6 protein-coding genes are annotated in these 17,403 nt (G+C 72.8%); 5 read left to right on the top strand and 1 reads right to left on the bottom strand.

Annotated elements, in window-relative coordinates; genetic code table 11:
- The first annotated feature begins 68 nt into the window (after window positions 1–68).
- Both BMY74_RS23880 and BMY74_RS23875 read left to right on the top strand, forming a co-directional pair.
- Window positions 69–773, top strand: coding sequence for a type VII secretion system-associated protein (locus BMY74_RS23880; protein ID WP_245786321.1), 705 nt, complete (start codon window positions 69–71; stop codon window positions 771–773).
- A 334-nt stretch (window positions 774–1,107) separates the two neighbouring features.
- The gene (locus BMY74_RS23875) at window positions 1,108–1,608 is read left to right on the top strand and encodes a hypothetical protein (protein WP_143091684.1); all 501 of its coding nucleotides are present in this window, start codon (window positions 1,108–1,110) and stop codon (window positions 1,606–1,608) included.
- Between the two features lie 33 nt (window positions 1,609–1,641).
- Here BMY74_RS23875 and BMY74_RS23870 read toward each other — a convergent pair whose 3' ends face one another.
- Window positions 1,642–2,301 carry a helix-turn-helix transcriptional regulator gene (locus BMY74_RS23870; RefSeq protein ID WP_089919718.1) on the bottom strand — a complete coding sequence of 220 codons (660 nt, stop codon included), beginning with the start codon at window positions 2,299–2,301 and terminating at the stop codon, window positions 1,642–1,644.
- Window positions 2,302–2,667: 366 nt separating this feature from the next.
- Here BMY74_RS23870 and BMY74_RS23865 point away from each other — a divergent pair, with 366 nt between their 5' ends.
- Genes BMY74_RS23865 through BMY74_RS23855 form a run of 3 tightly spaced genes read left to right on the top strand, consistent with a single transcriptional unit; the run spans window position 2,668 to window position 17,313 of the window.
- Entirely contained in the window at window positions 2,668–3,081 is a 414-nt protein-coding gene (locus tag BMY74_RS23865) for a YbaB/EbfC family nucleoid-associated protein (protein WP_177229886.1), read from the top strand.
- Between the two features lie 5 nt (window positions 3,082–3,086).
- Window positions 3,087–3,560, top strand: coding sequence for a hypothetical protein (locus BMY74_RS23860; protein ID WP_089919649.1), 474 nt, complete (start codon window positions 3,087–3,089; stop codon window positions 3,558–3,560).
- A 43-nt stretch (window positions 3,561–3,603) separates the two neighbouring features.
- Window positions 3,604–17,313: a protein-glutamine glutaminase family protein gene (locus tag BMY74_RS23855; protein WP_089919646.1), complete on the top strand. Its 13,710-nt coding sequence runs from the start codon at window positions 3,604–3,606 to the stop codon at window positions 17,311–17,313.
- The last annotated feature ends 90 nt before the right edge of the window (window positions 17,314–17,403 follow it).

The raw sequence follows: 17,403 nt of genomic DNA, 5'->3' as shown, positions 1-17,403 counted from the left end.
GCACGAGCGCTTCCGGGAACAGGGCGTCGGCACCGCCGGCGGAGACGTGAGGGACGAGGATGGAGAACATGACCGACACCACCGAGGACACCGGGGACAGCGGACCGCTCGAGAACTGGTTCCTGCTCATGGACCCGGCGTGGGCTCCGTCCGAAGAGGACGAACTGCCGCCTGCGGAGGCCGTCGTCGGGCTGTGGCCGGTGGAGGCCGACGGCCGCGTCGGCCGGTTCCGCGCCAACCCGGACTACGTGCCCGCCGACGAGCACTCGCCGACGGACCCGCTGGACGCCGTGCTGAGACTGGTCCTGCACGGTGGCGCCGAGGTGGAGCACATCCAGCTGATGCTGCGCGACTGCCTGTTCGACATCGCGATGAACGGGGACGGCAAGCCGCTGGTCGTGCAGTCGCCGGACGACATCGCCTGCGTCGTCGTGGCCACCGCGGAGCCGCACCGCAGGAGGGTCAGCTCTCCGCAGTGGCGGCGCATCGACCTCGACGAGCTCGTGATGCTGCTGGCCGACGGCGTGGATGTGCTGTTCAACCCCGGCGGCCCGGCCTCCGTCCGGCTCACCGGCGACTTCATGCGCGAGACGTTCATGATGAGCGACGACGAGGTGTCCGCCGTCCACGAGCGGTTCCGGCAGGAGTCGGGCGTGCGCGTCGTTCCCTGGGGGCCGGGGCAGGACGAGACACCGGCCGCGCAGGACTCCGCCGCACCGCGGTTCAGCACGGAGACGGAGGCACCGACCGCTCCGGAGGCGCGGCGGTCGTGACCGGGGTGCGGGAGGACCGGTCCCCGCTCGTCAGTTCCGCCGCCGGCTCGCCCTGGAGTACCGATCGCGGGCCCTTCTGCTGCTCCGCGGCGCAGCGCAGGAGCAGCCGGGGGTCGATTCCGCTGGGCGACACGGTGTCTCCGTCCACTGACGAGCCTCTCCTCGCGTGCCCCGCGGTGCAGCTTTCGGAGACTGGAGGGGCCGATCACGACTTCGGGTCTCGTTTGGTCGTTCGCCGCCCGTTAGCTTGATCTTTCCGCGCCCCGGCAGACCCCGGTCCGCCCGTGCGGCGGAGGGAAGAGGCAGAGAGCACGCGCTGCGAGGAGACGAAGCGGTGAACCGTTGGGGCCGATGTGGCGACGAAGGCATGATCGGTGTGCTGTCCGGGGGTGAGGCCGAACTGCTGCGGTCCCACGCGGACGGCCTCGTCCTGCTGGCGGAGCGGTGGCTGGCCCGGTGCCGGTGGGTGGACGGCAGCACCCGCGGATCGGGTCGCCTGGTCGCCGGCGAACCGGTGGACGACGAGCGCATCACCGCGATCGTGCGCGAGCACGTGCCCGCGGGTGCCGCCGACTGGGAGATCTCGTGGTGGGCGCCGGTGCACCTGGCGGAGACCGCGGAGGCGGCACGGCGCGTCCTGCGCACGCTGCCGGAGTCCGGCGGCGTGGTGCTGCTCGAGACCGCGCGGGACGTCGACGCCTGGTGCCGGCTGATCGGCGACGTGCTCGCCGCCCTCCACCCGTGCGGTGACTGCTGCGAGGACGGGCACACGAGCGCTCAGACGTGGCTCGAGTCGTTGCTGGGGCCACTGCTGGTCGGCGTCACGGCGCTGTGACCGCGGACGGCGGGAGGCCGTCCGCGGCCGGTCTCAGATGAGGCCGTGGCGCAACGCGTAGGCGACCGCGTGGGCGCGGTTGCGCAGGTTGAGCCTGCTGAGCAGGTTGTGCAGGACGTTCTTCACGGTGCGCTCGGAGTAGATGAGCCGCTCCGCGATCTCGGCGGTGTCGAGGCCGTCCGCGAGGAGCCTGATCACCTCGGTCTCGCGCAGCGACAGACCGGCGAGGGTGAGGTCGCGCGGCCCGAGGGTCGTCTCCTGCAGCTGCTTGAGCCCTCGCAGAACGTTGCCCAGTTGCTCGGCGGGCAGATCGCCTCGTCCCTCGCGGGCGTCGGTGATGGCGCGCAGCAGCCTGGTCCTGGCCGTGGCCTCCGCACGCGGCACCAGCACGACCAGTCCGTGCTCGATGGCCGTCCACAGCTCCGCCTGGCGGAGCTCGTCCGCGATGAGGACGAGACGGGACGTACCGGGCTGGAACGCCTCCTGCAGGCAGTCGTCCGCGACGGCCACGGTGACGTCGGCGTTCTGCGGGTCCGTGACGATCTCGATGCCGGGCGTCGGCCGCAGCATCGCGAGCAGGCCCGATGCGATCAGCGGGTCTGAGGCGTGGACCAAGACCCGGATGGCCGTGCGGCTTGCGTGCCCTGGTGCCAGGGGGCGCCGGCCGTCCGGCCAGGCGGTCTGCGAAGTCATGTTCACAGGAGACCGTGCGAGCCGCGCGGAAGGCCAGCGAGAACGGGGGGCAGGTTTGCGAAACGACAAAGCTGCCTGTCGGCCGCCGGTGCCCGAACGCGGCTGCCGGGACGCTCGAACCTACCCCTGGTCCACCAGGTTCGGACACGGCTGTTCGGAGCCGTACCGCCCGGCGGTAATCGATTTCCCGCTTCGAACTCTGCCCTCTCGCCGGTCGCGTCTCAATCGGTACGGCGGTATCGGGTGCGTTTGGGCACCATGCGGTTCCTTTCAGGTTCGGAACCTGTCAGTTCGTCTCGGACGCTGTGTTTTTGCCCGTTTACTGCTGGTGTCCGGTCACGGCGAGCAGGCCGAGGGAGGCGTGCGGTGTCCCATCCCCAGTCCGAACAGATCGAGCAGCTGAAGAGCCAGTACGAGCAGCAGTTCGCCGAGCTGCGCGAGACGCAGCGACGGCTCAGCGAGCTGTCGTGCACCGTCACCGCTCCCCGCCGGGTCGTGGCGGTGACCGTCGGGCACGGCGGCGTGGTGAAGGACGTGAAGTTCCCGAGCGGCGCCTACAAGCGCATGACACCGGCAGAACTGGAGTCCGCGGTCCTGAAGACCATCACGGACGCGCAGCAGCAAGTGGCGGACGAGGCCGCGGACGTGATCGCGCCGACGCTCCCTCCCGGGGTCGACGCGCGCAAGCTCTTCTCCGGGGACGTGGACCTGCAGTCGCTGCTGCCCGCCACGCCCGAGCTGCGCCCCACCACCCGTGACGTCATGAACATCAGGGACTGAGCGCGATGATCAAGTCAGAGAACCCCGGCGAGGACGCTTCCGGCGATGACCGGAGTCAAGGTGGCAGCAGGCCGGCCCCGTTCAACCTCGGGGACGGTTCCGGGCGGATCTCCGTCGACACCGACCAGCTGAACCGGGGTGCGGCGGGCTTCGAGTCGGCCGCGGACCGGTTCCGCCACTACGCGAACAGCAACAGGGAGCTCGCCTCCTACGCGCCGTTGCCGTCCGGTGAGGGCGACGAGAGCTGGAACGCGTTCGCCCCCAAGTACTACAAGCGCTCGGAGGAGTACCTGAACGGCCTCGCCGGGCTGGCGAAGGCCATGGGCATCATCACCACCAGCGTGAAGCAGTTCAGCGCGTACTGCGCGGGCGTCGAGGCGAACGCCACGGACATCGCCCTGAAAGCGCTGAACCTCGAGGGCACCCCTGACCCCGGGAACGTGCCCGGCCGGCAGGCGGACGGTGACGGCCGCCGCTGACACTGCTGCTGCGAGGGTTTCGACGGACGTCTGTTGAGGAACGGTGAGTCTGCACTTCGATCCGTCGTTCGACTGGCTCTGGGTCCTCGTGGCCGGGCAGCAGGCACCGAAGGTCGACGTGGCGGCCACGCGTGCGCTCGCGCAGAACTGGCTGGACAGCGGCCGGACGTTGCAAGAACTGGCGGACGGCGTCGCGCAGCTGGTGGGGTCGGTCGAGCACGCCATCGGTGGCCGCGCCGGGCGCGCGTTCCGCGAACAGGTCACCCGCGTGCTCGGCCAGGTGCCCCGGATCGCGCAGATCACCGGGGCGCAGTCGAGCAGCCTGCTCGACCTCGCGTTGAACGTCGAGCACTCCGTCTACGCGATGATGGTGGAGATCGCCTTCTTCGCCGCGTCGATCCTGTGGGCGCTGTCGAGCCCTTTCACCGCGCCGCTCGTCCCGTCGTTCATCACCTCCGCGCGCATCGCCGTGCAGCAGATCTCGATGCGGCTGCACTGGACCATCAGGTTGATCGGCGAGGCCGTCGAGGGCGGCGTGGAGGAGGTCGCGCAGGACGCGATCGCGCAGCTCTCCCAGGTCGCCGAGGGCAACCGCCACCGCTGGGACGGCACCAGCTCGTTGATCAGCTTCGTGGCCGGTGGCGCGGCGGAGGGCCTCGCCGGCGGCATGCACCTGGGTGCGAGCCGGTGGAAACCGCGCGTCGAGGACACGGCGGCGTTCCACGGTGCGGCGGAAGCGGTCGCCGACGTCGTGGTGGGCGCCGGCACCGCGGGGGTCCTCGGCGGCAGCCTGAACGGCCTGTGGGCCGGTGCGGTGGGTGGTGCTTTCAGCGGTGCGGCCGAGAAGAAGGCGCACGACGCCGGGGACGCGATCGACCGGCTGGTCAACGGGGACGCGGTGAAGGTGCCCGTGCTGGGGGCGATCGGCGATCCCGGAGCAGCGTCGGCAAACGGGTCTGTTGCCGATGAGGGCGGAACAGGGGCATCTGGTTCTGTTGTGGTGGAAGGAAATCCATCGGCGACCGGTGGAGCCGGGACGTGGGCGGGTAGTGGTGGCGCCGCTCGTGGTGCGGTTCCGTCGGGTCGAGGGAACGGGACGTCTGCCGGGGGAGGCGTCCACGCGGACGGAGGCGCGCGAGCGTCCGGAGGTGGTGGTTCCGGTGCCGTGACGGGTTCGGGGTCCGGGCCGGGGCGGAACGGTGGCGTCGACGCGCCGTCCGGTGGGCGGGTGACGCCTGTGCGAGGCGGCGTTCCCGCTGCGGTCGAGGTTCCACGGGATGTTCCCGCCGGTGGGCCTCCCGCTGTGCGGGGGACCGGGGACGGGCTGCGGGTCGGACCTGTCACCGGATCGTCTCCCGGGGTGGTGGCTCCGGTGGCCGGGTCGTCTCCGGCAGTGGTCCATCCGGCGGCCGGTTCCTCTCCAGCGATCGTGCCTCCGGCGGCCGAGTCCTCCGCCGCGGACGTGCCGGCTGCCGGACAGGTCACCCCGCCGACTTCGCCCACCTTGCGGAACGAGGTGCAGACGGCACCGATCAGCGGCGGGCAGGACGCTCCACCGGCGACGCAGCCGCGTGCCGAGCACGGGCTCACCGCCTCCCCGCCGTCCGGGCAGACGGCTCCGGAGTCCTCCGCCGCTCACCCGGCGGCCGTGAACGACCCGCGGTCCGCGCCGTCGGCTCAGCAGACCGGCGACGACCGGGCCAGCGGACGCGACGTCGCCGCGGTAGGCGCCGACCTCTCCCGGCAGCACAGCGATGAGGCGCACGTGGGCGACGACCACCGCATCGACGCGAGGCAAGTCTCCGCAGACGAGACGCGACCCGTCGAGACCGGGGGAACGTCCACTGGTTCCGGCGGCCGGGTCACCGCCGCACTGCCGCCGAGCACCGAGGTGCCACAGGCGCCGGGCCAGGCCCCGGACGCCGTCAGCCAGGTCGTACGCGCCCAGACGCCCGTGGCACCGGAGCAGGCCACGGACATCGCACACCGGTCCGTCGTCTCCACGCTGGAGCAGCCCGCCGTCAACGGCAGGCGGTTGCTGATCGAGTTGCACCGGCTCATGGAGGTGCCGGGCGCGCAGGAGAGGTCGTACCAGCTGGCGCAGGCGCTGTCCGCCGCGCACGAGGACGGGCGGCTGTCCGGCGTCGACTACGAGCGCGCGTTGCAGGTCATGGGACGGGTGACCACGTTCCACGCCGACCCCGCCGACGAGAGGCCCATCGGCTCGATCGCGGTGGCCCCGGACGCCGACCCGGCCGAGCTGCCGTCGGTGCGGGAGCTGGTGCGGGAGGTCGATGCCCACGTCCGGCGCCACGACTTCGAGGGCGCGGTGACGTTGCTGGACGGTCTGGGCAGGGACCCCCAGGCGGTCAGAGTCGTCGAGGACGCCTACTGGGACGAGTTCCGCGAGGACCTCGGCACCGAGCTGCGCCGGCTGCGGCCGGACGAGTCCGCCTACGTCGACCACCTGCTGGGCGACGTGATCACGGATCCCGTGTCGCGGGAGCAGGCGGACGCGTGGTTCGCGCAGCTGCGCGAGCTGACCTTCGACGACCACCTCTTCGGTGAGCGGCGCCTGCCCTACGACTACGCGGACGACGGCTGCACCTACCGGGCTCACCGGATGGCCGTCGCGCTCCAACAGCGGGGTGCCGACCCGCGGAAGGTCGTCATCGGGGGACCGGGGCTGGGCACGGCCGAAGTCGAGTGGGACTTCCACATCGCCGTCGCCGTCGCCGTGGTGACGCCGAGCAGTCGCGAGTGGATCGTGTTCGACCCGTCCGTGAACGCCGAACGGCCGTTGAGCATCGACGACTGGGCTCGTGCCGCGGGCGCCGACGAGGTACGGCGGTACCAGGGCACCGCCGAGGTGGTGCAGCAGCAGCTGATGGACGACCAGCGGAACTTCCCGATGCGGTGGGACGACGGCTATCCCGTCGACGTGCCGGTGCTGGTGCTCACCGACTCGCACGTGTACGGCTTCCCCGACCTGGTGGGCCCGCACGACACCTCGTGGGCACACGCCGACGCGGAGTCGCGGGCCGCCATCGTCGAGATGCGCGAGTTCTACGCCCTTGCCGCCGAACGACGGGTGGACCGCGCGCTCGCCGACATCGCCGCATGCGTCGACCTGGAGACAGCCTCCGGTGCCGACGTGTCCATCGACCTGGTCCACGACGCCCTGTCCACCCTCGCGGAACGGGATCCCGCCGGCGTGAACGGTCTGTTCGACCGGGAACCCGAGCCGCTGCGGCGACTGCTCCGCCTCCTGCCCGACCACGCCGACGCCATCGAGGACGCGGTGACGCCCGGCGGGGCGCTCGCAGCCGGAGCGCAGCCGGAGCGCACGGGTGTGGTGCAGCGGGGCCGGATCCGCGCGCTGCCCGGCCACGACGCGGTCGAGAGGTCGGCGTTCGAGGTGCGCCGGTTCGCGACCGGGGACGGGCCGATCACCGAGGTCACCGTCCGCGTCGCGCTCGACCCCGAGGGGCGCCACGACGAGGCGACGCGGGAGGCGTTGCTGCGCAGCGCCCAGGCCGGTGTGGACCGCTACTTCAACAGCGGACGCGAAGGGGGGCCGCTGCGCAGACCGGACGGTGAGCCGCTGTGGTTCCGCCTCCTGCCCGCCGACGGGACGTCCGCGGTCCACCACGTGGTGACGATGGACCCCGGCCGCCTCATCGACCAGACGAACTGGCACCCCGGTCAGTCGCAGGAGCACAGCGCACACGAGTTCGGCCACATGCTGGGGCTCGTCGACGAGACCACGAACCAGGGCGGCGGGCTCGACGTCAGCGGAACGCTGATGGGCCGGTGGAGCCCGGACGCGGTGCCCGCGCAGGGCTTGAGCATGCCGCGGCGGTTCACCGACGTGCTCGACCTGTTCATCGGTGACGTGCCGCTGGACGACTTCGCCACGGTGTTCCCCGGCCGCCCCGTCGCCGGCCTGCCGCAGCACACCGTCGTCCCGGCAGCGCCGCGGCTGCGGGAGCCGGCGGACCTCCGGCTGGCGGGTGACGGCACCCTCGCGGTCAAAGCCCTCCACTCCGCCGAGGTGGACCACACGCCCGAGTTCTTCGCCACCACCGACGTGCTCGACCGCGCGCGGGAAGTGCTGCGCGGCCTCGGCAGCGGCGTGGCGCTGGACGTCGGGAGCACGACGGTCGCCGTGGGTGATCCCGGCCGCGAACAGGTGCTGCACCGCGTCGTTCCGCTCGTGCCGCCGGACGTCGCCGACGTCAGCAGCGACTTCGCGGGCGTGGTCCACGGTGCCGGCTTCGACACGGTGCTGTTCACCGGGCCGGACGGCACCACGGCGACGGCGCCGATCAACGCGGACGACGGCTTGGAACTCACCGCACTGCTGCGCCTGGCGGACAGCCTGACGGTGAGCGCGGAGTCCGGTGAGGTGTCCGATGTGGACGTCCGGATGGCGGTGTTGTTCACCGGCCGTCATCACGCCGCGGCACCGGGGCTCACCGGCCACACACCGGAATCCGCCGGGCGGATGGACGACCTCGCACGCCGGGTCGGGGTGAACCGGTACGCGTGGGCGCGGCCAGGACAGGCGTACGTCAACGTGACCATGAGTGGAGGAGCGGACGGACGGCACTTCGGCTACCACTTCGCCGCGGTCGTCGCCGAGAGCGCGGACGGCCAGAGCCAGATCACGCTGGAAAGCCACGCGCGTGCGGGAAAGCACGGCACGGCGGCGAGGCGCCGGCACTTCCGCATGTACGGCAAGGGGCCGGGGGAGACCTTCCACGACCAGCGGCCGGAGGGCGCGCTCACCGTCGTCGTGCTGGGAGGTGTGCAGCCGCCGTCCCCGGCGTCCGTGTGGTTCGACGAAGGGGCGCGTACCGCACCGGCGGACGCACTCGCTCCAGTCCGGGCGGTCGCGCGCCAGGTCGCCCGGACCGCACTGCTGCGCGCAGAACACGGCCTCACGCCGCCGACGGCGGTGATCACGGGCCGGGGCAACGGCCGGTCAGGACCCTTCGGGGTGCCGGTGCCCACCACGGCGGCACGAGCGAGAGCGGAGCTCGTGCGGGACGAGTTCCTCGCGGCGGTGCAACGGGAACTGGTCGTCCTGCGGGGTGAGGACGCACCGGGCTCCACAGCCGAGGTCGAGGTCCGGCTCGTCACCGAGATCGGCACGGCCGACGATGGTGTTCCCGCGGAGGAGATGCGCCGCGCCACCGTCGAGATCGACCACGACGGCTCGCGGGCCGCACCGCAGCGGGCCGAGGCCGAGTACGACCGGGCCGTGCACGGCCTGACCGCGCTGGAGGTGCCGCGGACCGAGGTGCGTGCCGTGGCCGCCGAGTACGCCGCGCTCGCGGCCGGCGGGAGGCTGGAGCACCTGGCCCTGCCGCCGGGCACCCGTGAGCGGCTCGTCTCGCTGAACGCCGCGCTGACCACCTCGGTCGAGCCGGTCGAGGCGGCGCAGGTCCGCGCCTTCGTCACCGAGGCGTTGCTCGCCGCGGCACTGGTGCCGACGCGGGAGGTTCCGCTCGGGCCGAAGCTCACGGGCCGCGGACGCGCCGTTGACCCGAAGGAGATCCGGCCCATCACCGCGGACCGGTTGACCGCGGTGCTGGACGACCTCACCGCAGTGGTGTCCCGCGGCGAGAACCCCTTCACCGCCGCGAGGTCCTCGCTGCGGGGACTCCACCTGCACGCGGGGACGACGTTGCCGGTCCGCCTCGCCGCGCTGGGACTGGTGAACCTCAGCGCCGCGGCCAGGACCGCCGTCGTCGCCTCTCCGCTGTTCGCCGCGTTGCGGGACAACCCGTCCGCGCTGGCCGAGTCGCTGTTCGCGGGTGCCGGCCACGAGGAGCAGTACTTCATCACGACGTGTGTCGCGGCCGCGATGAACGCGGCCGTGCGCAACCGCGTCCCCGGCACCGCCGCGCTGCTGCACCTCGGCCGTTCCGCCGCGGACTCCGCGGAGCTGGTCATCAGCAGGACCGCCGCAGAGGTCCGGTCGGCCGCGGACCGCCCGTTCGGCCGTTCCCTGGAGGACATGGCACGCGGGCGGATCGCAGCGGCGCGATCCGAGTTCGACGCCATCGAACGCCGGGCCTTGCAGCTGGTGGCCGCCGACCAGGCCGATCCGGGCGTGCGCCACGACTGGCGTGCGCTGACGGTGCGCTGGAGCCGGACGATGCAGAAGCTCGCCGCGGCCGACCTGAGCCAGGACGTCGTGCCGGTGCTGACGAAGAAGGTCGTGGCGGGCCACTGGTGGAGCAGCGCGCTGCTGGCCGCACCGGCGCTCGTGGACCGAGGTCCTCGGCGGCTCTCCGGTGTCGCGCCCAACCGGTACCCGGCCCTGTTCCAGCACGGGCTCGCACCGGAACCGGACGCCACCCTCTTCGGCGCGGAGTCCGCGACCACCTCGCGCGTGCCCTTGGCGGAGTACCTCGCCCTTCCCGCACAGCGGGCGGAGTTCTGGAGTCGGCTCGCCTCCTCACCCGGCCATGTGGTCCTGACACCGGACCACGCGGTCCACCTCCGCGCAGGTGTGGTGGGGGGACGCCGCGTGTTCGTGCTGAGCGACCCGATGAGGAGCCACCCGTCGGTGCTCACAGCGGCGGAGCTCGTCACCTGGGCAGCGGACTGGGGAGCCGAGAGCCCGGCCTTGCTGCTGCCGGGGGACCACCCCGGCTCCCGGCCGGTGTCCGCCGAACGGACGGAGTCCAGGCCGCCGCAGCCCGTCTCGTCGTTGCCGGAGCTGTCGAGCGTCGCGGAGGTAGGCCGGTTGCCGCAGCAGTGGCGGCAGCTGTCACCGGAACGGGTCGCGTCGCTGCGGACACTGGCGACGCTGACGGTGAACCAGTTCGCGGTGCCGGGGTCGCGGTTCCAGCGGGCTCACGACGACGTGGTGGAGCTGGTCGCGTACCGGTTGTACCAACTGGAGGAGGGCCGGCCCCCGGGACAACCGGTCCGGGCACTCGCCGAGCAGCTGGCGCGCGAGGCCGGGCTGAAACCCGCGCTGAGAGGGGGAGCGTCGAGGCCCCGGCGGGGTACGAGCCTGCTCAGTCCCCTGGAAGTGCACCGGACACCCGGTGGTCCGAGCAGTCCGAGGCCGGGCAGGCGGAGGTCGGGCCCGCACCGGCGCAACGCGAGCCTGTCGACGACCGGCTCCTGGGTGACGGCCGCGGAGGAGGCGCGGGCCTGGCGGGCACAGGTCGACCAGCCGCAGGTCGACGGGGAACCGGACTTCGCCCACCTGCGCAGCACGCTGCGGGACCAGCTGCGGGAGCTCGGCGAGGACTCCGCGGAACTGGGCCGGTGGGTCGACGTGACGTTCGCCGACGCGAAGCTCAAGCAGCTGGACCGCTCGCTCGAAGGCATCCGCGAGGTGTGGGAGGACTTCGAGGTCGAGGTGCACGCGCTCGGCATCGGAGCACCCCACCACCACGCCGTCAGCACGACCGCGGACCTGACGAGGTCGGAGACGGTCCGGGAGGCGGAGGACGGCACGTCGGCCGAGGTGGTCTCGACGCCGGTGAACCCGGTGCAGGGGTCGGTGCCGGCCGGGCCGGTGACCGTGTCGTTCTCGGTGCAGGGCCTGCTGGGCACCGCGTCGGAGCGGCGCACCTCGGCGACCGGGACGACGCGGGAGACCGTGGAGATCACCCAGGCGGGCGCCAAGGTGACCCGGACGTCGCACGACGTGCACCACCGCCTGCGGATCCAGCCACCGAAGCGGCACCTCCACCGCGAGCGGCCGGAGCCGGTGGAGTGGAAGCAGTCGGTCACGATGACGTTGACGTGGCCGCAGTTCGGCGCCACCGCGAGCGAGCCGGGCGACCCGCTGCCGGAGACCCCGCTGACGGCGGGTCCCGCGCTGAGCTACCCGGACCTCGCCGCCACCCCCGACGCCCTCGCGAGGGCGCGCAGCCACGCCGGTTTCGAGCGTGCGCGCGAAGCGCTCGAACACGTCCGGTTCGTCGGCATCGACACGGTCTTCAGCGCGGTCAAGTCCACGCTGCGGCTGTCCGGGTCGCACCAGGAGATCACCCGGCTGGAGAGGTGGCTCGACGACCTCGGGCCGAAGCAGGGCAAGCGCCTCGTCACCGGCGAGCAGGTCGAGGAGACGTTCCGCTTCCCGGGGCACAAGCCCGTGAAGGTCGTGGTGCGCCAGGGGAAAGCGCTGGAGGGGCAGTCGTTCGCACCCGGTCTGGCGCAGGCGGCCGCGCGGTCGCTGGGACGCACCGTGGCGGCGAGCCACCGGCACTCGCTGGGCGCGGCGGGCACCCACGAGACCGGGTTCGAGCTGGGGGTGAGCGCCGGTGAGGAGCTCGCGGGCCTGGTCGGGGTGAAGATCGGGGCCGGTGTGTCCTTCAGCAGGGTGAACCAGAACCTCTCCGAGCGGGTGTCGCAGGTGCGGCACGAGCTGACCGAGCGGATCAAGGGTGACTTCGTCGACGACACGATCAGCTTCCCGTTCCTGGTGGTGATGGCGGAGGAGGGCAAGACGTACCGGCTGGCAACGTTGTCGTCCGACGATGCGCACCGTTCGTTCGGGTTCCTCCGACGTGAGGACAAACCGTTGGTGGCGTTGCACGTCGAAGCCGCAGCGGTGCTGCTGTTCTCCCCTGTGGACAATGACAGCGGCGACGACGCCGGTGTCCGTGACGAGTCGGCGCCCATGGTGCCGGCTCGGGCCGCCGGCGCGCGGGACCGGTCCGGGCTGCGCGCGGACGAGGTCGCCGGCTACGCGCGGAGCCGGTGGAAGCTCAGCGACGTGTCCCGTGAGGCGGTCATCGGCCGGGTCGTGCGGAAGCTCTACGCCGACGGGCTGGTCTCCGGCGCGCAGGACGCGCAGGCCGTCCAGCGGAGTCTGCGCGACGCCCTGGGCGACGACCCGAGGGCGCTCTTCGGCGGCGACCCGAAGCGGATCTCCTTGCCGGGAGCGGAGAAGGACCTGTTCCTCGGCGGCGTGGTCACCCCGGGCGGTGGCGAGTACGTGAGGAAGGTGTCGACGAAGGAGCTGCAGGGGTTCGTCGCGACCAGCGAAACGACGAAGCTGACGGCGGAGCGGACGCGGTCGAAGGGCTTCAAGGTCGCGGTCGACGGCGACGCCGGGCCGGTCGAGCTCGGCGGCACGGCCGGCGTGACGCGGTCCGAGCAGCGGCGCGGCCGGATCAGCGAGACGACGGAGGAGGAACGCGCCTGGACCGGGAAGGACGTCCCGGTCCACCTCTACCGGCACCCGGTGGAGATCGAGGTGCGGACCGGCACCGACTGGTCGGACCTGGACCCGCCGATGACGTGGTCCGAGCGCCCGGACCCGGCGGCCGGCGCGGAGCTCCGCACGGGCATCGCGGCGGACCTGGAGATCGCGGTCGCCCAGCGACCGGGTCGTGCGGTGGACGCCGAGCCGGTCGAGCCCAGGACCGAGAGCGACTGGGTCGACGCCGGGACACGACCGAACGGTGCCACGGAGTTCGAGCGGGCCGCGGACCTGCCGAAACGGTTCGAGGTCGACTCGATGGCCGCGATCACCCGCCTGGGCGCCGAGACCGCCGGGCTGCTGGCGGTTCCCGAACCGGAGGGCCTCCGCGCCAGGGCCGAGGAGCTGGCGAAGCACCGGCTCGTCGGCGCGCGCCCGGCACAGCTGGGCAGCCCCGGCGAGGACGACGCGCAGGACGTGTCGCGCCGGGCGCTGGAGCAGTGGGTGAGCTGGCAGTCGCGGCAGGGCAGGCTGGGGCTCGCCGAGGGACCCGGCGACGAGCTGCGGCTGGAGAACTACACCAGCGAGAGCGGGTTCGCGCCGCCGGCGCTCGGCAGCCGCAGGATCACCGGCACGGCGACGTTGACGAGCACCTACGGCAACGCCCGGATCATCGGTGTGGACGAAGCCCATCAGTTCACCCGCTCCAACGCCACCCACACGACGCTCGAGTCGCACCGGCGGCGGCGCACCGGGCCGAACGCCGGGCTCACGGCGAAGGTGAAGCTGGGAGAGGTGGCCACGGCCGAGGCGAAGGCGGCGACCGCCTACCTGCGCGGTCCGGAGACCACCGAGACCACCACCGTGGACGCGCGCACGAAGGTCGCCTGGGTCGAGCGCGGCTACCTGGTCGAGTTCGACGCGCGACACCGGCTGACGACGTCGGCCCGGCACACGTGGACCGGTCCGTTCGGCGAGCAGCACGACGGTCCGGTGGTCGGCGGCGACCGGCGGAAGTACGTGCCGCGGGCCGTCACCCTGTGGATCCCGGCGAGCGAGGTGCCGAGGATCGGTGAGCTCAGCCGGCACGACCTCGACCACGTCCTGCTGCCCGACGACCTCCGGGCGTACGAGGCCGCGCACACGGCGGACGCGGTGACACCTCCGGCGACCGCGATGAGCGAGGCCGGCATCGAGCTGGGGATGCCGGAGCCGCTGCGCCCGGACCTGGCTCTGCGGATGATGCAGGACATCCGGGAGCTGTTGCGCGACTACGAGAAGACCATCACCGATCCCAAGGTGCGCAAGCAGTTCGCCGGGCTGCACGACGAGATGGTGCGGGCGTTCGGCAGGCGGCTGGAGCTCGGCGGGGACCAGGTGCTGGCCAACGTGCTCAACGGCGGTTCGCCGATCTTCGGCGAGCGGCTGGGGGAGTCGGGCAAGCTCGAACAGCTGGTCGTTGTGAGCGCGCAGCGCGTCGACGGCGCGGACCTGGGCGTGGAGGAGGACTTCCTGGTCGACTCCGAGGTCACGACGACGACCCGGAGCACGAGCCGGGGCGAGCGGTCGGAGTGGACCAGGTCCGCGGGCGTGGCCCTGCCGCCGGCCATCCCGACGTGGATCGGGTCGGCGCTGACCGGCGGCCTGGTCAACCCGGCGGCCGAGCTGGCCGCGGAGTCCCGCCGCGGTCAGGACGACCGGGTGCTGTTCCGCAGCACCGTCGGCTACCGGTGGTCCGGTAGGGCGCGGCGGCACGGCCACGGCATGCGGGTGACCGTGCAGGTGCGGCCCTGGGCGCGTTCGGGCGTCTACCGCAGGCACCTGCCAGGGCTGCGGCAGACACCGGTGCGGGACATGCAGGTGCTGCCGGGCTTCACGGTGGGGTCGGCGATCCAGACACCGGTGCCGTCCGTCCTGGACCCCGCCAGGACGCCGCTGGAAACGGTGGACACGCCGTTGAGCGACCTGACGCACGGCACCGGCCTGCCCGTCGACGCCACCATCAGCGCCACGCCGTTCCACGCGGAGGGGCTGCACGCCCGGCTCGCGGAGCTGTGGCCGGAGCTGAACGCGGGCCGGGCGAACGGGCTGCTCGTGTCCACGACCGCGACCCAGCTGGCCGGCCGCGTCGTGGCGGCCCTGTCGCCCGACGGCTACCAGGTCGACGTCGGCAGCAGGACCGTGTCCACGGCGACGATCACCTTCGACCTGGGCCGGCGGCAGCTGTTCGGCCCGATCCCCGGCGCGTCGCTGCGCAAGACGACGGCGGAGGGGTCCGGCCCGGTCGTCACGACGGAGGAGAACGTGACCGCGAAGGCCGCCCTGCTCGACGGTCCGATCGCGGAGAACCTCATCGGAAAGGGAGAGGTCGAGCGGACGCTGGCCGCCTCGCGGTACACCTCCCGCGACGCCGAGCCGGTTCCCGCCGGGGTGCAGCGGGACAACGTCCACCTCGTGCTGGCGGAGCTGCGTCCCACGCTCACGCTCGAGTACCGGGACGGGAGGACCGCCGCCGTCGCGACCGGGCAGAACGGCGTGGACGGCGAAGTGTGGCTGCAGGTCGACCTGGCGGGAGCGCGCGCACTCGGCTTCACATCGCTCGACACCGACACCGGCCAGAGCGCTCCGCCGACCACTCAGGGACCGCCGGCCGGCCAGGACTCGCCCGCGACCGATCGCCCGCAGCCCGTCGCGGACCCGCGGCAGCGCAGCAGGCTGACCTCGGCGTACCGCGGCGTGACCCGCGGACGTGCCCAGCTGCCCCTGTCCGAGACCGACCTGGCGCACTGGGTGGACGAGGCGGTCGCACTGTCGTCCGGCGCGGTCGAGCAGCACGACCTCGCGGACGGCACGGCGGAACTCCTGCGGAACCTGGACGACGCGCTGGGGGCCGTGCCCGGCGTGGCTCTGCGCGACCAGGTGCGCGCGGTGCTCAACGACGCCGTGCTCGCCGCAACGGTCGTACCGGTCCGTGACGCCGACGGGCAGTCCGGTGATCACCAGGCCGTCCGGCCGCTCAGCCCCGACCGGCTCGTCCACCTGCTGACCGACGTGGCCCGGCACCTCGAACGGGGACATGACCCCTTCACCACCGAGGGGTCCCTCCTGCACGGGATCTCCTACCCCGTGGGCGCCCCGTTGCAGTCGCGGCTGGCGGTGCTCGCGACCGTGAACCTCACCGGCCCGGCTCGCGCGAAGGTGCTCGGTGACCCGCTGTTCACCGCGTTGCTCGGCAGCCCGGACGCGCTCGCGGAGTCGCTGTTCGCCTCGGCCGGGCACGAGTCCCGGTACTTCCAGACGACCGGTGGTGCGGCTGCGGTGAACATCGCCGTGCGGGACCGGGCGCTGACGATCGTGACGATGCTGCACGCCGGCGACGCCGTCGTGAGCGCCATGGCAGCCGCGCTGCCCACCACGTCCGCCGGCTTCCGCACACACCGGGACAGGCCACTGGGCCGCGTGCAGGGCAGCCGCGTGCGCGACCGGATCGCCTTCGCGCGAGAGGAGTTCGCGGAGCTCCGCACGAGTGCCGGGGAACTGGCCGCCGCCGCGGACCGGAACCCGGCGGCCTGGCGCGACCTGACCGACCGGTGGTCGAGGACGATGCAGAAGCTCGCGGCCACGGACCTCACCCGGCCCCGGCTGCCCGTGCTCACCCCCATCACCGCACCCGGTCGTCTGCACGTCAGCGGGCTCGTCGCCGCGCTGAAGCTCGTCGACATGCCGGTGCGCCGCAGGCAGAACCCGGAGCTGACCGGGTACCTCACCGCACTGGGCGCCGTGTTCGCGCCCGAGCCGGACGGAACGGCCTTCGGGAGCGGGTTCGCCGAGGTCGCGGGGGAGCCCCTGGTCCCGGTCTCGACGAAGCTCACGACCGCTCGGTCGCAGTACGGCTTCTGGTCGTGGCTCGCCGCGGGACCGGGGCAGGTGCTGCACGGCGGGAGCACCGCCGTGCACGTCAGGGCGGTCCGGCACGACGGCAGGAACCTGGTCGCGCTCGGCGACCCGCGGCGGACGGGGCAGCGCCTGCACGCGTTGCCCGAGTTCCGCGACCTCGCCCACCGCCACGGCTGGTCCGCGCCGGAGTCGCTGTTCGCCGACGACGCCGCGTTCCACCGGCACGAGCGGCTCGGCGTCGACCTGCCCGCGGCGAGCGCGGTCCGCGTCGACGCGGGCGTGTTCGTCGGGGCCGACCCGGATGGTCCGCTCTCTACCGCGGCCCGCTACCTGCCCGACGAGGACGACGTGGTGGCGCTGGTGCTCGACCACGGCGTCGCGCTCGACGCGGACGACGCGCGGCGCGTGCTGCTGGCCGCCGGGTGGAACGGAGCCGAGGCGGTCCGGCTCTTCACCGCGCACGACGCGAACCCCGGCGCCGATGCCGCCGCCCTCGCCGCGTGGCTGGGCGTCGCGGTGATCCGGCCCACCGCCGACGGCTGGCGCTGGTACTGGCCGGACGGGAAGCAGAGGGCAGGCTCGTACGCGCTGGAGGTGCCGGAAGAGGTCGCGGAGCGGCTCGGTCTCCCCGCACCGCAGGAGCCGGCTGTACCGGTTCAGCCGCCCAGGCGGTGACCGGAGAACGGCGGAAGAGATTCCGTGGAGCCTTCCGGAGAATTCACTGAAAGGGAGTAATGCGGCGCCGGAGGGTGTGTACGAACGTAC

Source organism: Lentzea albida (genome assembly GCF_900111005.1).
In the GTDB taxonomy this organism is placed as follows: domain Bacteria; phylum Actinomycetota; class Actinomycetes; order Mycobacteriales; family Pseudonocardiaceae; genus Lentzea; species Lentzea albida.
This window is presented reverse-complemented; position numbering and strand designations above follow the sequence as displayed.